Source organism: Aquibaculum arenosum, from assembly GCF_029222965.1.
Lineage (GTDB): Bacteria > Pseudomonadota > Alphaproteobacteria > Kiloniellales > DSM-21159 > Aquibaculum > Aquibaculum arenosum.
In genome coordinates, this window is sequence record NZ_JARHUD010000010.1 from 40,689 (window position 1) to 59,880 (window position 19,192).

Annotated in this window: 17 protein-coding genes; 1 reads left to right on the plus strand and 16 read right to left on the minus strand. The window is 64.6% G+C overall.

The genetic code is table 11. From position 1 onward, the window contains the following. Nucleotides 1-30: 30 nt before the first annotated feature. The 3 genes from P2G67_RS14445 to P2G67_RS14455 all read right to left on the minus strand — a co-directional run bounded on the left by P2G67_RS14445 (nucleotide 31) and on the right by P2G67_RS14455 (nucleotide 3,229). Complete coding sequence (locus tag P2G67_RS14445; protein ID WP_275823960.1) at nucleotides 31-840, minus strand: 2-keto-4-pentenoate hydratase; 810 nt, start codon at nucleotides 838-840, stop codon at nucleotides 31-33. Nucleotides 841-862: 22 nt separating this feature from the next. Further along, complete coding sequence (locus P2G67_RS14450; protein ID WP_275823961.1) at nucleotides 863-2,125, minus strand: MFS transporter; 1,263 nt, start codon at nucleotides 2,123-2,125, stop codon at nucleotides 863-865. A 126-nt stretch (nucleotides 2,126-2,251) separates the two neighbouring features. Then, entirely contained in the window at nucleotides 2,252-3,229 is a 978-nt protein-coding gene (locus P2G67_RS14455) for a phosphotransferase (protein ID WP_275823962.1), read from the minus strand. A 532-nt stretch (nucleotides 3,230-3,761) separates the two neighbouring features. On the opposite strand from P2G67_RS14455, the gene P2G67_RS14460 reads away from it, so the two are divergent. Beyond that, entirely contained in the window at nucleotides 3,762-5,051 is a 1,290-nt protein-coding gene (locus P2G67_RS14460) for an NCS2 family permease (RefSeq protein WP_275823963.1), read from the plus strand. A 289-nt stretch (nucleotides 5,052-5,340) separates the two neighbouring features. Here P2G67_RS14460 and P2G67_RS14465 read toward each other — a convergent pair whose 3' ends face one another. From P2G67_RS14465 to nuoG, 13 genes are all read right to left on the minus strand, one after another. After that, nucleotides 5,341-5,586, minus strand: a complete 246-nt coding sequence (locus tag P2G67_RS14465; RefSeq protein WP_275823964.1) for a DUF1467 family protein — start codon at nucleotides 5,584-5,586, stop codon at nucleotides 5,341-5,343. Nucleotides 5,587-5,596: 10 nt separating this feature from the next. Further along, a complete protein-coding gene (gene mce, locus P2G67_RS14470) occupies nucleotides 5,597-6,001 on the minus strand; it encodes a methylmalonyl-CoA epimerase (RefSeq protein WP_275823965.1) in 405 nt (134 codons plus the stop codon). A gap of 46 nt (nucleotides 6,002-6,047) precedes the next feature. Continuing rightward, the gene (locus P2G67_RS14475; RefSeq protein WP_275823966.1) at nucleotides 6,048-7,742 is read right to left on the minus strand and encodes a ribonuclease J; all 1,695 of its coding nucleotides are present in this window, start codon (nucleotides 7,740-7,742) and stop codon (nucleotides 6,048-6,050) included. A gap of 79 nt (nucleotides 7,743-7,821) precedes the next feature. Then, nucleotides 7,822-8,601 (minus strand): type III pantothenate kinase, encoded by a 780-nt coding sequence (locus P2G67_RS14480; protein WP_275823967.1) that lies wholly within the window; start codon nucleotides 8,599-8,601, stop codon nucleotides 7,822-7,824. Continuing rightward, nucleotides 8,585-9,382: a biotin--[acetyl-CoA-carboxylase] ligase gene (locus P2G67_RS14485; RefSeq protein WP_275823968.1), complete on the minus strand. Its 798-nt coding sequence runs from the start codon at nucleotides 9,380-9,382 to the stop codon at nucleotides 8,585-8,587. Before P2G67_RS14485 ends, P2G67_RS14480 begins: the two co-directional genes overlap by 17 nt. After that, nucleotides 9,379-10,833, minus strand: a complete 1,455-nt coding sequence (gene nuoN / locus P2G67_RS14490) for an NADH-quinone oxidoreductase subunit NuoN (protein ID WP_322099720.1) — start codon at nucleotides 10,831-10,833, stop codon at nucleotides 9,379-9,381. Before nuoN ends, P2G67_RS14485 begins: the two co-directional genes overlap by 4 nt. An 11-nt stretch (nucleotides 10,834-10,844) precedes the next feature. Then, on the minus strand, nucleotides 10,845-12,377 hold the full coding sequence (locus P2G67_RS14495) for an NADH-quinone oxidoreductase subunit M (protein ID WP_275823969.1): 1,533 nt from the start codon (nucleotides 12,375-12,377) through the stop codon (nucleotides 10,845-10,847). Between the two features lie 16 nt (nucleotides 12,378-12,393). Continuing rightward, a complete protein-coding gene (nuoL, locus tag P2G67_RS14500; protein ID WP_275823970.1) occupies nucleotides 12,394-14,331 on the minus strand; it encodes an NADH-quinone oxidoreductase subunit L in 1,938 nt (645 codons plus the stop codon). A gap of 7 nt (nucleotides 14,332-14,338) precedes the next feature. Beyond that, the gene (nuoK, locus tag P2G67_RS14505; RefSeq protein WP_275823971.1) at nucleotides 14,339-14,650 is read right to left on the minus strand and encodes an NADH-quinone oxidoreductase subunit NuoK; all 312 of its coding nucleotides are present in this window, start codon (nucleotides 14,648-14,650) and stop codon (nucleotides 14,339-14,341) included. Then, on the minus strand, nucleotides 14,650-15,264 hold the full coding sequence (locus P2G67_RS14510) for an NADH-quinone oxidoreductase subunit J (RefSeq protein ID WP_275823972.1): 615 nt from the start codon (nucleotides 15,262-15,264) through the stop codon (nucleotides 14,650-14,652). Before P2G67_RS14510 ends, nuoK begins: the two co-directional genes overlap by 1 nt. A 94-nt stretch (nucleotides 15,265-15,358) precedes the next feature. Continuing rightward, a complete protein-coding gene (gene nuoI / locus P2G67_RS14515; RefSeq protein ID WP_275823973.1) occupies nucleotides 15,359-15,847 on the minus strand; it encodes an NADH-quinone oxidoreductase subunit NuoI in 489 nt (162 codons plus the stop codon). Nucleotides 15,848-16,027: 180 nt separating this feature from the next. Then, nucleotides 16,028-17,038 carry an NADH-quinone oxidoreductase subunit NuoH gene (gene nuoH, locus P2G67_RS14520; RefSeq protein WP_275823974.1) on the minus strand — a complete coding sequence of 337 codons (1,011 nt, stop codon included), beginning with the start codon at nucleotides 17,036-17,038 and terminating at the stop codon, nucleotides 16,028-16,030. A 47-nt stretch (nucleotides 17,039-17,085) separates the two neighbouring features. Further along, a complete protein-coding gene (gene nuoG / locus P2G67_RS14525) occupies nucleotides 17,086-19,164 on the minus strand; it encodes an NADH-quinone oxidoreductase subunit NuoG (protein WP_275823975.1) in 2,079 nt (692 codons plus the stop codon). Between the last annotated feature and the right edge of the window lie 28 nt (nucleotides 19,165-19,192).

The following is a 19,192-nucleotide window of genomic DNA, read 5'->3' on the forward strand; positions in this document are numbered from 1 at the left end:
CCCGTCACACGGCAACAGCCGCAAGCCATATTACGTGAAGCGCAGCCTCGCACCCGGCAGATCGATGCCTTCGAGGCTGGTCTCCCAGGTCTCGCCCGGCGCAGCGTCGAAGGCACGGGTGAGCGTGCCGGTGGTGACCACTTCGCCGGCGGCCAGGGGCGGATTATAGGGGTCTCGGGGCAGCAGTTCCACGAGATGGCGCAGGGCGGTCAGCGGCCCGCCCAGCACATTGGTCGCCTTGCCCCGGTCCATCGGCTCGCCGTTGCGCTGTATAGCGATATCGAAGGCATGCAGTGCCTCGAGTCCCACCTCGCTTCCGGGCTTGCGCTTCGGCCCGACCAGCAGCGCTCCGTGCAGGCCGCCGCCGGCAATGGTGTCCGGCGCCGCGAAACGCCAACCAGGAAAGATCGACTGCACGATCTCGAAGCCATGCGACACCCAGTCCAGACAGGCAAAAAGGTCGCTTTCATCCATGCCCGGCTCCGGCGCCCGGCCCAGGCCCAGGATGATCTCCGGCTCGATCTTCGGCTCCGGCAGCCCCGACAGCGAGAAACCCTCCTGGACCTCAGCAAGATCCTGCAGCGTGCTGGCGTAGACATAGCCCCAGATCGGCTGATTGATCCCGAACTCCGGCCAGATGCTCCTGTTGGTGAAGCCGATCTTGCGGCCGACCACCGAGTCGCCGGCTCCCTCGCGCAGCACCCTGAGGCGCGCGCCCACACCATAGGCTTCGGTGATGTCCAGCCCCGGCTGGCTTTCGGTGAAGGGCGTGACCTGATCGCCGGTTCCGCGCAGCGCCAGAACCTGCTGCGCGAGGGTGTCGTGTTCGCTTGCTTGCATGGACGTGTGTCTCCGAAAGGGATCAGGCGGGCGCCAGCTGGCGGGGGCGTTCCTGGACCGGCAAGTGCACGATGGCGGAGAAGGCTCCGACACCGACGCCCACCCACCAGACCAGCTCATAGGAGTGGTAGAGGTCGTAGAAATGGCCGCCCAGCCAGACGCCGATGAAGCTGCCGAGCTGGTGGGAGAAAAAGACGATGCCGTAGAGCGTGCCCATGTAGCGCAGGCCATAGATGTGCGCCACCAAGCCCGACGTCAGCGGCACCGTCGCCAGCCAGAGCGAGCCCATCACCAGGGAGAAGAGGATCACCGTCGTCGGCGTCATCGGCACGAGAATGAACCAGGCCGCCACCACTGTCCGACCGGTATAGATCGCAACGAGGAGATACTTCTTGGGGAAGTAGTTGCCCAGCTTTCCGGCCAGCAGCGTGCCGCCGATGTTCGCTAGGCCGATCAGCCCGATAGCCCAGGCGCCCAGCTGCGAGGTATTGGTGATCCCCATCTGCGCCAGCGTTCCACCGGGATCAATCGCGCTGCACATCTCCGTCACGAAGGCGGGGAAGTGCGCCGTGACGAAGGCGAGCTGATAGCCGCAGGAGAAAAAACCAAGAAAGATCAGGAGGTAGCTGCGATCGCGCAGGGCGCGGCCCACCACCGTGCCCATGCTTTCCTCCAGTTCGCGACGCGTCGTCTTCTCCGGCGCACGCAGCATGGGCAGCAACAGCAGGCTGCCGACGACCACGGCAGCGAAAACCAAAAAGACGCCGGGCCACGCCATGAACTCCAGCAGGTAGCCGGCGGCCGGCGGACCGATCACCTGCCCGGCCGACCCCGCGGCGGTGGCGATGCCCAGTGTCATGGAGCGATGCTCGTCCGAGGCCGCCCGTCCGACGATCCCCAAGATCACGCCAAAACCGGTGCCAGCGACACCAAAGCCGATCAGCACGTTCCAGACCTGGTGCCCCTCGGGCGTCACCGACATCGCCGATAGCAGGAGCCCCACCGCATAGGTCAGTGCCCCCAGGATGATGGCCCGGCGGTCACCGAAGCGCTCACCGATGGCAGCGAAGAGCGGCTGCCCGATGCCCCAGGCCAGGTTCTGGATCGCAATCGCCAGCGAGAACTCCGCACGCGGCCAGTCGAACTCCGAGGCGATGGGGATCTGGAACACGCCAAAGGAAGCCCGCACTGCGAAGCTGAGCATCAGGATAAGCGAACCACCAATCAGCACCGGCGTGATCAGGGCCGCGGGAGAGGGTGCCGGCTTTGCTGGGGTCGTGGACATCGGGCTGGGGCCTTGGCTGGCGATGGGGATATGGGAGCCAATTAAGATCGGCGGCGCCCCGCTTGGCAAACAAGAATAGCGCGTGTCTCCCATGAGCACGGCTTATGCCAGAGCGAGCAACGCGCATCAGGTCGGGAGCTGTGCCAGCTCCTCCTCGATGCAGCGCAGCAGCTCGCCGCGGGACGATTCCTGCGGATTGTGCCTGAGATGGAACAGCAGGGTGCAGCCGAGATAGTAGGCCCGGCCCCGCTCCGCGGCTTCCTGCAGCTCCGGCGCAACGGCTGCCATCCGCTTATTGTAAGCCTCGAGCAGCTTGCTGCGACGCTTCTGGTAGGCGCTTGCGACATGCCTGCGCGCAAACTGCGCCAGGATGCAGCCGACATCGAAACCGGGCCGGCCGATGCTGGCCTCTCCCCAGTCGATCAGTGTCAGGCGCTTCCCAGACTGGAGGAGGTTCTTTCCGCTGAGGTCCAGATGGCAGATGCAAGGTGCATCCTCCTGCACCTGACGCTCCAGCGCCGAAAGCGTCCGCCTGATGGCGAACAGTCGCTTCATCTCACTCCAGCCAACACCGCGCAGCGTGCCCAGGTGGAAGGCATTGTGGCGGAAGCCCTGGCGAAATCCTCCGAGACGGCCCGGCGCGGCGAAGTATTCCATGGGGCCGAGCACCTCTCGTTCGCCCGACGACAGGCCGCCCAGCCAGCGGCTGCTGGAGGCTTCAAGTGCGACGATACCCTTGGACAGCGGCCCCAGCACACGGCCCAGCCCGGGGATCTTCCCCGCAACGCCCTCCATGATCAGGCGATCTTCGCGCCCGAAGCGACCGGAATAGAGCAGTCGCGGCATGTCGAGGGGTGCCAGGTCGATATGAGGCGCGACGCGATTGTAAAACATCACCTCGCGGGCCGGGCTGCCGCAGATCCCGACGCGTAGCCGCTTCTCCACCACGAACGCGGGCGCCGAATCTGGTGCCCCCTCCCCGACCGCTGCAGCCAACTCGTGACGCAGCACCGCCTTCACCCGCCGGCCGCCGTGGCGCAGCGGCTCGCTGGCCCTTACGGCGCCAATGGCGGCTCGGATATCCGCTGGGAAGTCACTGTCCACTGTGCCGGCCTATGCTGCTTTCGGGCCGGAGGAAGGAGCAGTCAGGACGCGTTTCAGGATCACCTCGACCGATTGTTCATTTGGACCGGCTGGTCTTCAAAGCCGTGACTGCGACTCGGTCCGCTCTTAGGCTGCGATTTTCCACGCTCTGCCGCCTCGGGCAACGACAAAGACCTCGTCGAAGCGCCTGCATAGCGGGTTGTGCCGGGTATTCGCGTCCTTTCGACAACAAAATTCTGGTCAGAATGTGGGTATCCAGACTAGCTTCTGAGCCGTTTCACGGGCAAAGGCAGGACTGGCTTCCACAAGGCGAAAGCTGGTGCTGGTCACGGCGCCGAAGGAACCCGCGTCGCAAGGCGGAAGACGAGGGGAAACGACCGGGCACATCGGGGGTGTCGGTCGCCGCGGCTCGCAAGAGCTGGTGGCCAGTGCATTCCTCATGACGATCTCAGAGCTGTTTCCTTGACCCATGAGTGGCAGGGCCGGCCAGGCACTGCTGCGGTCAAGGGCGCCGCGCAATCAGGGGGCAGGCATGCTGCAGAACTACTTCAAGCTGGCTGAGCACGGCACCAACGTGCGCACCGAGGTGCTGGCCGGACTCACAACCTTCCTGACGATGGCCTACATCACCATCGTTAACCCGGCGATCCTGTCCGATACCGGCATGGATTTCGGTGCGGTCTTCGTGGCCACCTGTGTGGCGGCGGCCATCGGCACGCTGATCATGGGGCTCTATGCCAACTATCCCATCGCCCTGGCGCCGGGTATGGGACTGAACGCCTATTTCACCTACGGCGTCGTCCTCGGCATGGGCTATGAGTGGCAGGTGGCGCTGGGCGCGATCTTCCTCTCGGCCATCCTCTTCATCATCATCTCGGTACTGCCGATCAGGGAATGGATCATCAACGCCATTCCCAAAGAGCTGAAAATGGCGATCTCGGCCGGCATCGGGCTCTTCCTGGCGATCATCGCGTTGAAGAATGCCGGCATCGTCGTTGATCACCCGGCCACATTGGTTTCGCTGGGTGACCTGACCGCCTGGCCGGCCATCTTGGCCATCGCCGGCTTCATCCTGATGGTCGCACTGGATTCCCGCCGGATCCCCGGAGCGGTGGTGTTGGGCATTCTCGCCACCACGGCCGTGGGCGTGGGCCTGGGGGTCTCGCCCTTCCAGGGCATCATGGACACCCCGCCGGACCCCAGCCCGACCTTCCTCCAGCTCGACCTGGCAGGGGCGTTCCAGATCGGTCTGGTGACCATCGTGTTCACCTTCCTCTTCGTCGATCTCTTCGATACCGCCGGCACCCTCGTGGGCGTGGCGCATCGCGCCGGACTGCTGGATGCCCAGGGTCGGCTGCCGCGGCTGCGCAAGGCGCTGCTGGCCGATTCCTCGGCGTCGGCCTTCGGCGCCCTGCTCGGCACCTCGACCACCACCTCCTACATCGAAAGCGCCGCGGGAATTAAGGCGGGCGGTCGCACCGGCTTGACCGCCGTTGTCGTGGCCATTCTCTTCCTGCTGTGCCTTTTCTTCGCTCCGCTGGCCCAGACCGTGCCGGGCTATGCCACTGCACCGGCGCTGCTCTTCGTCGCCTGCCTCATGGCTCGCGGCCTGTCGGAGCTGAACTGGGAGGACCCGACGGTCTACGCGCCGGCCGTGGTGACGGCCTTTGCCATGCCAGTGACCTACTCCATCGCCGACGGCATCGGCATCGGTTTCATCACCTACGCCGGCATCAAGATCGTCAGCGGCCGCTGGTCCGAATGCCCCTTGGCCGTCCTGGTCATCGCCGTGCTCTTCGGCGTGAAGTTCGCCTTCCTGTAAAGGCAACAGCGGATCGCGCCCGGGCTCTTTCCGGGCGCGATCCAGCGCCGTTCCCGGCCAATCGAGAATCGCGCAGAATCCGGGTGACGTCGCTCGGGGACTTCGGCTATAAACCTATGGCTGCGCGCGCCAACGTGTGCGTGCAGGGAGATGGCCCAAGCTCGTGGAGGAGCGCCCCACCTCCGGCCCGGTGAACGAAGGCTGGAGGGGCTACCAAAGCGATGGCGGAAGCTTCGCAGGCTGGCAGGTTCGCTTCTGGCGCACCTGCCATTTTTTTGCGTGCGAGCGCTCAGCCGGCGACCATGTCACGGAACGAGAAGAGTTCCAGTTCGACCAGCAGATAGATCACGCCCCAGACCACGAAAGACAGCAGGGTTGTGGCGATCACCTTGCGCCAGAGCATGGGCTTTTCCGGCGCGCCAGGCTCGTGCCCCGGCTCCGGGTTTTCCACTGGCCGCACGCCCCAGGGCAGCACCATGAACAGCACCACCCACCAGACGCAGATAAAGACGACAAGGGCGTTGAGCCACGTCATGGGCGCCTCCTCACACCTGCTCCAGCTCGATCAGGGAGCCGCAGAAGTCTTTGGGGTGGAGGAAGAGAACGGGCTTGCCGTGCGCGCCGATCTTCGGCTCTCCGTCACCCAGCACCCGCGCGCCCTGGGCCTGCAGTCGGTCGCGCGCGGCCAGTATGTCCTCCACCTCATAGCAGATGTGGTGGATGCCGCCGGCCGGGCTCTTGGCAAGGAAACCGGCAATGGGTGAGTTGTCGCCGAGGGGGTGCAGCAGCTCGATCTTGGTGTTGGGCAGCTCCACGAACACCACAGTGACGCCGTGATCCGGCTCGGCCTGGGGCGCCGAGACACGCGCGCCCAAGGTGTCGCGATAGGTTGCCGCCGCCGCCTCGAGATCCGGTACTGCAATGGCAACGTGATTCAGCCGTCCAATCATCCAATCACCGTCCTTCGATCGCTTGGTTAGACCGGATTCACTCGCTCTAATCCAGCCGGATAAGCTGTACCTCGACCACCGGCTTCTTGCCCAGGGCGCGCTGGAAGGCGCGACGTACCGCCACACGCACCGCCTCGCTCAGCAAGCCGTCCTGGCGGCGATCATGACGGGAGAGGCGATGCAAGGCCTGCTCGATGGCCTGCACGGCATCGGCCTCCACCTCCGGCTCTTCCTCTGCATCGTAAAGTCCTTGCGCGGCAAAGCGCGGCTCCACCAGCAGGCCGCCGTCGCCATCCACCACGACCGTCACCGCCGCGGAACCGTTGTAGACCATGCGCCGGCGATGGCGCAGCACCGGCGAATCAACGGGCCGCAGCACATTGCCGTCGAGTGCCAGACGCCCGGAATGGACATGGTCGACCACCGTCGCTTCGCCCGGCGCCAACTGCACCATGGCCCCGTTCTGAGCCAACACCACTTCCGGCACCTGGCAGGTTTTGGCCAGTTCGCCATGGGCATGCAGGTGCCGCGCCTCGCCGTGTACCGGAACCGCAATGCGCGGGCGCACCCACTGATACATGTCGGAGAGCTCGTCGCGGCAGGGATGGCCGGAAACATGGATCGGCGTTTCGTCATCGGCGCTCACCACCTCGATACCCCGTCGGGCAAGCAGGTTGTAGAGCGACTGGATGGACTTCTCGTTGCCGGGAATCACCCGGGAGGAGAAGAGCACGGTGTCGCCCTCCTCCAGCGTCACCTCCGGATGATCGTCGTTGGCAATGCGCCAGAGCGCCGCCCGCGGCTCGCCCTGACTGCCGGTACAGAGCAGCAACACCTCCTCGCGCGGCAAATAGCCGATGTCCCGCTCATCGAGGATCGGCGGCAGATCCTGGAGGTATCCGGACTCGCGCGCCGCGGCGACGATCCGGTGCATGGAACGGCCCACGAGCGCGACCTGCCGCCCATGTGCCTCAGCGACACGCATGACCGTCTCGAGCCGCGCAACATTGCTGGCAAAGCAAGCCACGGCCACCCGGTTCTTGCACTCACCCACCACCTTCTCGAGAGCCTCGCGCACATCGAGTTCAGATCCGGCCCGGCCCGGCGTCAGCACGTTGGTGCTGTCACAGACCATGGCCAGCACCCCTTCTTTGGCGACATCACGCAGGCGCTGGGCATCGAAGTCCTCGCCCACCAGTGGGTCCGGGTCCAGCTTCCAGTCCCCGGTGTGCACCACTGTGCCGCAGGAGGTGCGGATCACCAGCGCATTGGGCTCGGGGATCGAATGGGTCAAGGTCACCAGCTCGATGTCGAAGGGGCCCAGCTCGAAGCGGCTGGACAGCGGAATCTCGATGATCTCCGGCGCGTCCTCGACCCGGTCGTCCTTCAGCTTGCGCCGCAACAGGGCCGCAGTGAAGGGCGTGGCGTAGACCGGACAGCGCAGATACTGCCAAAGGTAGGGCACGGCTCCCAAGTGATCCTCGTGGCCGTGGGTCAGCACCAGCCCGACGAGCTTGTCTGCCCGCTCCACGATGAAATCAGGGTCGGGCATCACCACCTCGATCCCCGGCAGGTCATGCTCACCGAAGGCGACACCAAGATCGACCATCAGCCATTTGCCGGCATGGCCATAGAGATTGAGGTTCATGCCGATTTCGCCTGTGCCACCCAGCGGCAGGAAGAAAAGGTCCTTCTTGCCCGGCGTGGCCGGATCGGCGATGCGTGCGAGTTTTGGGTTCATGCCACCTCGTTCTGCTGGGGCGCGCAAGCCTAGGCCGCAGACAATCGCGCCCGGTGGAAGCTCTAGTTACGAGCGAAGGTCAGGCGCTGCGGCCGCAATGGGCTTCGTAGAGCAGCCGGACGCCGCGCAGCGTCAGGTCAAGATCTACATGATCAATGGCCTCGGTTACCGTCTCGAACAAGGGGGCGAGGCCACCGGTGCCCACCACGGTGTGTTTGCGCTGCCTTTCGCGATCAATGCGAACGATGACGCCCTCGATGAGGCCGACATAGCCCCAGAAGACACCGGATTGCATGGCGGACAGGGTATCGTCCCCCACCACCTGCTCCGGCTTCTCCACCGTGATGCGCGGCAAGCGGGCCGCCGCAAGATAGAGGGCCTCCAACGAGAGATTGATGCCCGGCGCGATCACACCGCCGCTGTAGCCACCATCGGGATCGGTAACGTCGAAGGTGGTGGCGGTGCCGAAATCGACGATGATCATCGCCCCTTCATAGGCGTCGTGCGCCGCCTTCGCGTTGGCGATGCGATCGGCGCCCACTTGGTCCGGTCGTGACAGGCGGATGGCGATCCCGGCGCTGGGCAGGGTGTCGCGAACGGTGACCGGATCGCAATTGAGATACTGCCGGCAAAGCTGGCGCAGCGCCCGGTCGGCCGCTGGAACGACATTGGAGATCGCCACAGCGGTGATGTCGCGGGGCGTCAGATCAATCAGCTGCATCAGCTGAGTAAGCCAGACGGCATGCTCGTCGACCGTACGCCGTGCATCGCTGGCGCAGCGCCACTGCGCGACAAGCCGCTCACCGTCGTAGATTGCGAACACGCCGTTGGTGTTGCCGTAATCAATGACCAGCAGCATCGGTCCGCTCCGACAGGAATACCTCGCCGCTGGCGATGCGGCGCCGCTCGCCACCCTCCAGTTCCAGGATCAGATGGCCTGATTCATCCAGATCCCGGCAGACACCGGTCAGCATCTCGCGCGGCAGGCGCACCTCGATCCGCTCGCCGATGCCAGCAGCGTGGCGCAGCCAGGCCTTGCGCACCGGCGCAAAGCCGTCGTCCAGCCAGCGGCTCACCCAGGAGAGGAAGTGGCGCCCGAAGGCCTCGAGAAGCTCCACCTCCGTCACATCTTTCGGCACGCCCTCGTAGTGCATCGAGGTGGCCGTGTACATGAGTTCGCGTGGGAAGTGGGCGACGTTCACCCCGCAGCCCAGGAGCAGATAATCGAGCCCGCCGTCAGGCGTCGAGCGCAATTCCATCAGAATGCCAGCCACCTTGTTGCCGTGCAGCAGCACGTCGTTGGGCCACTTGAAGGTCGTTTCCACCGGCGGCGAAACCGCCCCAATGGCATCGGACACTGCTACGGCTGCCAGGAAGCCGAGCTGTGCCGCCTCGGCCGGCGGGCAGTCAGGACGCAGCACCAGGGTCAGGTAGAGGTTGCCGCGCGGGCTTTCCCACTGTCGGCCCAGACGCCCGCGCCCACCGCTCTGCTCACGCGCCCAGACCAAGGTGCCGTCCTCGGCGCCCTCCTCCTCGGCAAGGCGTCGGGCCTCATCCATGGTCGATCCAACGCTGTCCAGGGCGACCAGCCGGTAGACCGGCGGCAGCCGCGGATCCGCGCGATCGACCGGCGTGTTCATCGGCCAGCGGAGGTGAGCGCCTCGGCCGCCGTGGCAGCACCGTCCACGATGGGGCCGGGGATCAGGACAAAGAGGACGATCACGAGCGTGCTGATGGCAAGCACACTGGCAAGTTCGCTGCCCACCGGCTTGTCGAAGGCTTCCACCGGCTCATCGAAATACATCACCTTAACGATGCGCAGGTAGTAGTAGGCTGCCACCACGCTGGCCAGCACACCGATCACTGCCAGTTCGAACAGACCTGCCTCGACCGCCGCCATGAAGACATAGAACTTGCCGAAGAAACCAGCCAATGGCGGGATACCGGCCATGGAGAACATCAGCGCGGCCATGGCCAGCGCCATCAGCGGGTTGGTCTTGCTCAGCCCCTTAAGGTCGTCCATCGCTTCCACCGCTCGCCCGTTCACCCGCATGGCAAGGATAACGGCGAAGACACCCACGGTCATGAAGAGGTAGATGGCCATATAGACGGCCACGCCGCGCACACCCGCCTCGCTGCCCGCCGCCAGGCCGACCAGAGCAAAACCCACGTGACCGATGGAACTGTAGGCCATCAGGCGCTTGATGTTGCTCTGAACGATGGCCGCAAAGGAGCCCAGCAGCATCGAGGCCAGGGCGATGAAGACCACGATTTGCTGCCACTGCGCCACCAGGTCGCCGAAGGGGCCCATCAACACGCGAACCAACAATGCCATGGCCGCCACCTTGGGCGCGGCCGCCAGGAAGGCGGTGACCGGCGTGGGCGCACCCTCGTAGACGTCGGGGGTCCACATGTGGAAGGGCACGGCAGAGATCTTGAAGGCCAAACCCGCAGCGATGAATACGATGCCAACGATCAGTCCAATCGAAGGCGCGTCCTCCTGCGACGCAAAGACCTGCGCCAGGACATCGAAGCTGGTTGAGCCGGTGAAGCCGTAGACCATGGACATGCCGTAGAGCAGCATGCCGGACGCCAGAGAGCCGAGGACGAAGTACTTCAGGCCAGCCTCTGAGGAGCGCAGACTGTCACGGCGGAAGGCGGCCACGACATAGAGCGCCAGGGACTGCAGCTCCAGGCCCATGTAGAGGCTGATGAGATCATTGGCCGAGATCATCATCAGCATGCCGACGGTGGCCAGCACCAGCAGGACCGGGAACTCGAACTGGTTCATCTGTTCCTGTTCGAGGCCGCGCAGCGCCATGACGATGGTCAGTGCCGCACCAATCAGCACCAGCACCTTCATGAAGTCGCCAAAGCCGTCGTTCAGGAAGAGACCGTTGAAGGCCACCGTCCCGCGCCCGTCGCCCAGATAGATCAGCGCGCCGGCAAAGGCCAAGGCAGCCACGGCGAGCAGCCCGATGGAACGGGTGGAGATGTCGCGCATGAAGACGCCCAGCATCAGCAGGATGATGGCGGTGCCGGCCAGGAAGAGTTCCGGCAGGGCGGCGACGATATCGGCTCCGATGCTCACGGGGCTCCTCCTCAGCGCAAGGGCAGCAGGTGCGCCAGCATATCGGGCGCGCCCGGCTCACCCAGGGCGAGCTGATAGTTGGTTATGAGATTCTCGACGGACGCCGACATCACATCGAGGACCGGCATGGGGTAGATCCCGAAGAGAACAGCGAGGATGATCAGCGGCGCGAAGACCACCTTCTCCCGCCAGTTCATGTCCAGCATCCGGCGGACATCCTCCTTGGAGATGGTCCCGAACACCGTCCGACGATACAGCAGCAGCATGTAGGCGGCGCCCAGCACCATGCCGCTGGCCACCAGCAAACCCAGCCAGGTGGAGACCTGGAAGGAACCCATGATCACCAGAAACTCGCCGACGAAGCCCGTCGTCCCGGGCAGGCCGACCGAGGCCAGCATGAACACCATGAAGACGAAGGCATAACGCGGCATGTTCTGGGCCAAGCCGCCGTAGCGGGCAATCTCGCGGGTATGCAGGCGGTCGTAGACCACGCCGACACAGAGGAAGAGCGCGGCCGAAACCAAGCCGTGGCTCAGCATCTGGAAGATCGCGCCCTCCACGCCCTGTTGGGTCGCGGTGAAGATGCCCGCGGTGACATAGCCCATGTGCGCCACGGAAGAGTAGGCGATCAGCTTCTTCATGTCGCTCTGGGCCAGGGCGACCAGGGAGGTGTAGATGATCGCGATCACCGACAGCGCAAAGACCAGCGGCGTGAAGTAGGCCGTGGCATCCGGCAGCATCGGCATCGAAAAGCGCAGGAAACCATAGGCCCCCATCTTCAGCAGCACGCCGGCCAGGATGACCGAGCCCGCCGTCGGCGCTTCCACGTGGGCGTCCGGCAGCCAGGTGTGCACCGGCCACATGGGTACCTTGACGGCGAAGGAGGCGAAGAAGGCCAGCCAGAGCCAAGTCTGCATTGACGCCGGCACCTGTACCTCGTTGATCAGCGTCGGGATGTCGGTGGTGCCCGCCGTGAAATAGAGGCTCAGCATGGCGATCAGCATCAGGACCGAGCCGGCCAGGGTGTAGAGGAAGAACTTGAAGGCCGCATAGACCCGGCGCGGCCCGCCCCACACGCCGATGATCAGGAACATCGGGATCAGGACGCCTTCGAAGAAGATGTAAAAGGCGACGAAATCCAGGGCGCAGAACATGCCCACCATCAGCGTCTCGAGGACGAGGAAGGCGATCATGTATTCCTTCACGCGCTTCTGCACCGCATCCCAGCTCGCCAGCACGCAGAGCGGCGTCAGCAGTGTGGACAGCAGCACGAAGGGCATGGAGATCCCGTCCACACCCATGTGATAGGCGATGCCCAGCGAGGGGAACCATTCCGCACGCTCGACGAACTGGAACTCCGCCGTGCCACGCTCGAAGCCGAACCAGATGAAGAGCGACAGCAGGAAGGTGATCAACGAGGTCCAGAGCGCAACATAGCGGGCATTGCGCGCGACTACGGCCTCATCGCCGCGCGCCGCCAGGATGAAGGCGGCGCCGACCAGCGGCAGAAAGGTCACGAGGGAAAGTAGCGGCCAGGTACTCATTCTATCGGGTCCCCCGTCACCCCATCGTCCGGAACATGTACCAGGTGATCAGCAGGACGACGCCGATCATCATGGCAAAGGCATAGTGGTAGAGATAGCCGCTCTGCAGCTTGCCCGCGCGTGCCGCGAGATTGCGCGTCACCGAGGCCACGCCATCCGGCCCAAGCCCGTCAATCAGCGCACCGTCGCCGCTCTTCCACAGGCTGCGGCCAAGGTGGAAGGCGGGCCGCACGAAGATGCGATCGTAGAGTTCGTCGAAGTACCACTTGTTGAAAGAAAAGAGGTACAGCGGCCGCAGACGCTCAGCGAGCAGCCCCGGCAGCGAGGGCGCCATGATGTAGAACAGCCAGGCCAGGGCGATGCCGATGACAGTCACGACCATGGGCGCAGCCTTCACCCAGAAGGGAACGTGGTGTGCCTCCTCGATGATGTCGTGCAGCACCAGCAGCGAGTTGCCCCAGAAGGCCTCGCGGGCGTCACCCACGAAGTAGGGGTAGAAGACCGCGCCGGCGAGCACGGCGCCGATGGCCAGGACATAGAGCGGCCAGACCATCACCCGCGGCGACTCATGGGCATGCTCGTAAGCGTGCTGATCCGCGGGGCGGCCGTGGAAGGTCATGAACAGCAGGCGGAAGGAGTAGAAGGCAGTCAGCAGCGCCGCAACGATGCCGATCCAGAAGGCAAAGCCTCCGGCTGCGGACTCTGCAGCATAGGCCGCCTCGATCACGATGTCCTTGGAATAGAAGCCGGCGAACCCGGTCACACCCGGAATGCCGAAGCCCACCAGCGCCAGGCTGCCGATCCACATCAAGGCATAGGTCACGGGGATCTTGTTATAGAGCCCGCCCATCTTGCGCATGTCCTGCTCGTGGTGCATCGCGTGGATCACCGAGCCGGCCCCCAGGAAGAGCAGCGCCTTGAAGAAAGCGTGCGTCATGAGGTGGAACATGGCCGCCGAGTAGGCCGAGACCCCGATGGCGAAGAACATGTAGCCGAGCTGCGAGCAGGTGGAGTAGGCGATCACCCGCTTGATGTCGGTCTGGGTCAGGCCGACCGTGGCGGCAAAGAGCGCCGTGGCCGCGCCCACGTAGGTCACCACCTCGAGCGCCACCGGCGCATACTCGAACATCGGCGACAGACGGCAGAGCATGAAGACGCCGGCCGTCACCATGGTGGCAGCGTGAATCAGGGCCGACACCGGGGTCGGGCCCTCCATGGCGTCCGGCAGCCAGGTGTGCAGGCCGAGCTGGGCCGACTTGCCCATGGCGCCGACGAAGAGCAGCAGGCAGATGGCGGTCAGCGCGTGTGCCTCGATGCCGAAGATGGAAACGCTCGCATCGGCTTGGCCTTCCACCAGGCCGAAGACCACGTCGAACTGCACCGCACCGAACAGCAGGAAGGCACCGGCGATGCCGAGCGCGAAACCGACGTCACCCACGCGGTTCACCAGAAAGGCCTTGATGGCCGCCGCATTGGCGCTTGGCTTTTCGTACCAGAAGCCGATCAGCAGGTAGGAGGCGAGGCCCACACCCTCCCAGCCGAAGAACATCTGCACAAAGTTGTCCGCCGACACCAGCATCAGCATGAAGAAGGTGAAGAGCGACAGGTAGGCCATGAAGCGCGGGATCGACTTGTCTTCCGACATGTAGCCGATCGAATAGATATGCACGATGGCCGAGACGATCGTGACAACGCAGAACATGATCGCCGTCAGCGTGTCCACCCGAAGCGCCCAGGACAGCTCGAAGGCGCCGCTGTCGATCCAGGTGAAGAGCTCCGTGGTGCGTGCGTTGCCACCCAGCGCCACATCGAAGAAGACGATGATGGAGAAGAGCGCAGCCAGCACCAGGCCGCCCGAGGTTACAAGCTGTGCCCCGCGGTCGCCCAGGCTGCGTCCGAAGAAACCGGCAAGGATCGCGCCGACCAGCGGCAGAAATACGATGGCTACGTCCAACACCGCCTCAGCCCTTCATCATGTTGATGTCTTCGACGGCGATGGAGCCGCGGTTGCGGAAATAGACCACCAGGATCGCCAGGCCGATGGCCGCTTCCGCGGCCGCCACGGTCAGGACGAAGAGGGTAAAGACCTGGCCAACGAGATCATTCAGGTGGGTCGAGAAGGCCACCAGATTGATGTTGACCGAAAGCAGCATGAGCTCGATCGACATCAAGATTACGATGACATTCTTGCGGTTCAGGAAGATGCCCAGGATCCCCAGGGTAAAGAGGATCGCGGCCACCGTCAGGTAGTGCCCCAGTCCGATCTCGAACATCACACGCCGCCCCCGCTCGGCACGTCCTTGAGTTCCACACCCTCGGCCCGCTGGCGCGCCACCTGCTTGGAGATCGACTGGCGGCGCACGCCCTCGCGCTGACGCAGCGTGAGCACGATGGCACCGATCATGGCGATGAGCAGGATGAGGCCGGCAGCCTGGAAGAGGTAAATGTAGTGATCATAGATCACGCGGCCGAGCGCCTCGGTGTTCGTGACCTGGGAGGGGTCGGGTATGGGCATGCCACTGCCCTCCACCGTCCCAGGTGCGAGCACCCAGGCACCCAGCACCATCACCAGTTCGACGAGGAGAATGAGGCCGACCAGTGCCCCAATGGGCAGGTACTGCAGGAAGCCCTGTCGGAGCTGCGCCACATTCACGTCGAGCATCATCACGACAAAGAGGAACAGCACCGCCACCGCACCGACGTAGACCACCACCAGGATCATCGCCAGGAACTCGGCCCCCATCAGCAGGAAGAGCCCGGCGGCATTGAAAAAGGCGAGGATGAGGAACAGCACGGAGTGGACCGGGTTGCGGGCCGAGATCACCATCACGGCCGAGGCAACCACCACTGCGGCGAAGAGATAGAAGACGAGAGCCTGGATTACCATCGCAGTGCTCCCCTTCCGATGACCGACGGCGTAAACCCGTTCATCCCCTCACTCTCTTCTCTTCCCTGGCCCCCGGCAGGTACGGCAGCCGCCGTCACCGATAGGGCGCGTCTTTGGCAATGTTCAGGGCGATCTCGTACTCCCAGCGGTCCCCGTTATCGAGGAGCTTCTCCTTGTTGTAGAAGAGCTCCGCCCGGGTCTCCGCCGCGAACTCGAAGTTCGGTCCCTGGACGATGGCATCAACCGGGCAGGACTCCTGGCAGTAGCCGCAGTAGATGCACTTGGTCATGTCGATGTCGTAGCGCGTGGTGCGGCGGCTGCCGTCAGCACGCGGCTCGGCCTCGATGGTGATCGCCTGCGCCGGGCAGATCGCTTCGCAGAGCTTGCAAGCGATGCAGCGCTCTTCCCCGCTGGGGTAGCGGCGCAGCACGTGCTCGCCGCGAAAGCGCGGGCTGAGCGCCCCCTTCTCATGGGGATAGTTCAAAGTCACCTTCGGCCGGAAGAAGTAGCGCAACGTCAGCCACATGCCCGACAGGAGCTCCGTCAGGAAAAGGCTGCGTACAGTGCGATCGACGAACGCCATGGTGTCGTCCTAACTCCTAAGCAATCCGTGGGCCAGCGGTCCGCAGACCCTGTCCCGGGGACCAAGGGGCAGCCTGCCCCGCCGCGGCGCGGGCGCTACCATAGTCTTGCAACAGGCCCTGGCAAGTCCCTGCCTCGTCCTGTGTCGCGCGCTGGCGCACACTTCGGCTCAGACTCTGGTTCACTGGGGCAACCAATCGAAGGTCACCAGAACGCCGGCGGTCAGCACGACCCACACGAGGGTAAAGGGCAGGAAGACCTTCCAGCCCAGCCGCATGAGCTGGTCGTAGCGATAGCGCGGAAAGGTCGCCCGCACCCAAAGGAAGCAGAAGAGCACCAGGGCAACCTTCAGGGCGAACCAGACGATTCCCGGCAGCCAGTTGAAAGGCACGATGTCGAGCGGCGGCAGCCAACCACCCAGGAAGAGGATGGTGGTGATCGCGCTCATCAGGATCATATTGGCGTATTCGCCAAGGAAGAAGAGCGCAAAACTCATCGCCGAGTACTCGACGAAGTAGCCCGCCACCAGTTCCGATTCGCCTTCCGGCAGGTCAAAGGGTGCGCGATTGGTTTCCGCCAGCACCGAAACGAAGAAGATCACGAACATCGGCAGCAGCGGGATCGCGAACCAGACGGTCTGCTGCGCCAGCACGATGTCAGTCAAGCGCAGCGAGCCGACGCAGAGCAGCACGGTGATGATGACGAAGCCCATGGAGACCTCGTAGCTCACCATCTGCGCCGCCGAGCGCAGCGCCCCCAGGAAGGGATACTTCGAGTTCGAGGCCCAGCCGGCCATGATCACGCCGTAGACACCCAGCGAGGAGATAGCGAAGAGGAAGAGGATGCCAACGTTGATGTCAGCGATCACCCAGCCTTCAGCCACCGGGATCACGGCCCAGGCCACCATGGCCAGGGCGAAGGTCAGGATCGGGGCCGCCAGGAACACGATGCGGTTGGCACCGGCCGGCAGAATCGTTTCCTTGAACAGCAGCTTCAGTCCGTCGGCAAAGGGCTGCAACAGGCCGAAGGGGCCCACGACGTTGGGGCCCTTGCGCAGCTGAATGGCCGCGATGACCTTGCGTTCGGCATAGGTCAGGTAGGCGACGGCCACCAGCAGCGGCACGACAATCGCCATGATCTGCGCAACGATGATCGCAAAAGGCCAGGCATAGCCGCTCCAGAAGTCAGTCACGACGCCCCTCCCCCGCGGCTGTGGCCCACGTGCTTCGCTTCATCCCTTCACCCCTCCGTCCCGGTCGCCGCGCGCTTGGGCAGCACGAAGATCTCCGTGCACTTTGCCATGGTCGGCGAAGCCCGGCTGATCGGGTCGGTCATGTAGAAGTTGTCGATCGGCAGTGCAAAAGGCGCCCCTGACACCTCGCCCTTTGCCCCGAAAGCCTCCCAGGCCGCCGGCTGCACCTCGTCGAGGCGGCCGAACAAGGGATTGGCTTCGATCAGCTTCTGCCGCAATTCACCGAGGTTGTCGTAGGGCAGAGGCTGGCCCACCACCTCAGAGAGCGCGCGCAGAATCGTCCAATCCTCGCGCGCCTCACCCGGCGGGAAGGTGGCCAGGCGGCCGAGCTGCACGCGGCCTTCCAGATTGACGTAGGTGCCGTTCTTCTCGGTGTAGGCCGCACCGGGCAGGATGACATCGGCGCGATGTGCGCCGGCGTCGCCGTGATGGCCCTGATAGACCACGAAGGCGCGCCCTAGGCGGCTCATGTCGATTTCATCGGCGCCGAGCAGCCAGACCAGGTCGATCTCGCCCTGCTCCGCCCCAGACAGGATGCCCTCGAGATCGCGGCCTTCCGGCCCCGGCAGGAAACCGAGGTCCAGACCGCCGACACGGCTGGCAGCGCGGCTCAGCACGTTGAAGCCGTTCCACTCTTCCGGCGCCTGCGGGCCGGCCATGCCGAAGCTCTCGGCCACCTCCCGCGCCAAGGACAGGATTGCCGCGCCGTCCGGCCGCGCCACCGCACCGCTGCCGAGAATCAGCATCGGCCGCTCGGCCTTGCGCAGCACCTCGGCGAAATCGCCCTCGCCGCGACCCAGAGCCTGCAGCGCGTCCAGACCGTCGCCCAGCGAGACCGTCTCATAAGTCAGATCCACCTGCGGGCCGATCACGCCGACCGGCAGGCCGTTCTGCAGGAAGCGCTTGCGGATGCGTGCGTTCACCAAAGCGGCTTCCCAACGCGGATTGGTGCCGATCAGCAGAACCGCATCCGCCTGCTCGATGCCGGCGATGGTCGTGTTGAAGAGATAGCCGCTGCGTGCCCGACTGTCGCTGCCAACCTTGGACCCGTCCTGGCGACACTCCAGGTTCTCGGAGCCGAGGCCGGTCATGAAGTCCTTGAGGGCTAGCATGGACTCGGCGTCGCAGAGGTCGCCGGCAATCGCCGCCATGCGCTCGCCCGAGAGCCCGCGCAGGCGCTCGGCCACCGCCGTCAGCGCTTCCTCCCAGGACACGGGGCGCAGCTTACCGTCGATGCGCAGATAAGGGCGGTCGAGGCGCTGACGCGACAGGCCGTCACGCGCATGGCGCGTCTTGTCGCTGATCCACTCCTCGTTCACGTCCTCGTGGATGCGCGGCAGCACACGCATGACCTCACGCCCGCGACTGTCGACGCGGATGTTCGATCCCACCGCGTCCATCACATCGACCGACAGCGTCTTGCGCAGTTCCCAGGGGCGGGCCGTGAAGGCGTAGGGCGCACTGGTCAGCGCCCCCACTGGGCAGATGTCCACCAGATTGCCGGACAGCTCAGAGTCGATGGCGCGTTCCAGCGTGGTGATCTCCGCGTCCTCGCCGCGGTTGACCATGCCGATGTCCTCGACCCCAGCGATCTCGGTCGCGAAACGTACACAACGCGTACACTGGATGCAGCGGGTCATGATCGTCTTGATCAGGGGACCCATGTACTTCTCACTGACCGCGCGCTTGTTCTCCTCATAGCGGCTGCGGTCGTAGCCATAGGCCATGGCCTGGTCCTGCAGATCGCACTCGCCGCCCTGGTCGCAGATCGGACAGTCCAGCGGGTGGTTGATCAGCAGGAACTCCATCACGCCGTTGCGGGCTTTTTCCACCGTCGGCGTGTCGGTGCGGATCACCATGCCGTCACCCACTGGCATGGCGCAGGAGGCGATCGGCTTGGGGGCGCGCTCCATCTCCACCAGGCACATACGGCAGTTGCCGGCGATGGAGAGGCGTTCGTGATAGCAGAAGCGGGGAATCTCCGCGCCGGCCATCTCGCAGGCCTGCAGCACGGTGATGCCGGCGGGCACCTCGATCTCGCGACCGTCGATCGTGACCTTGGGCATGTTCAACCTTCTCCTGGCGCCGCTTGCA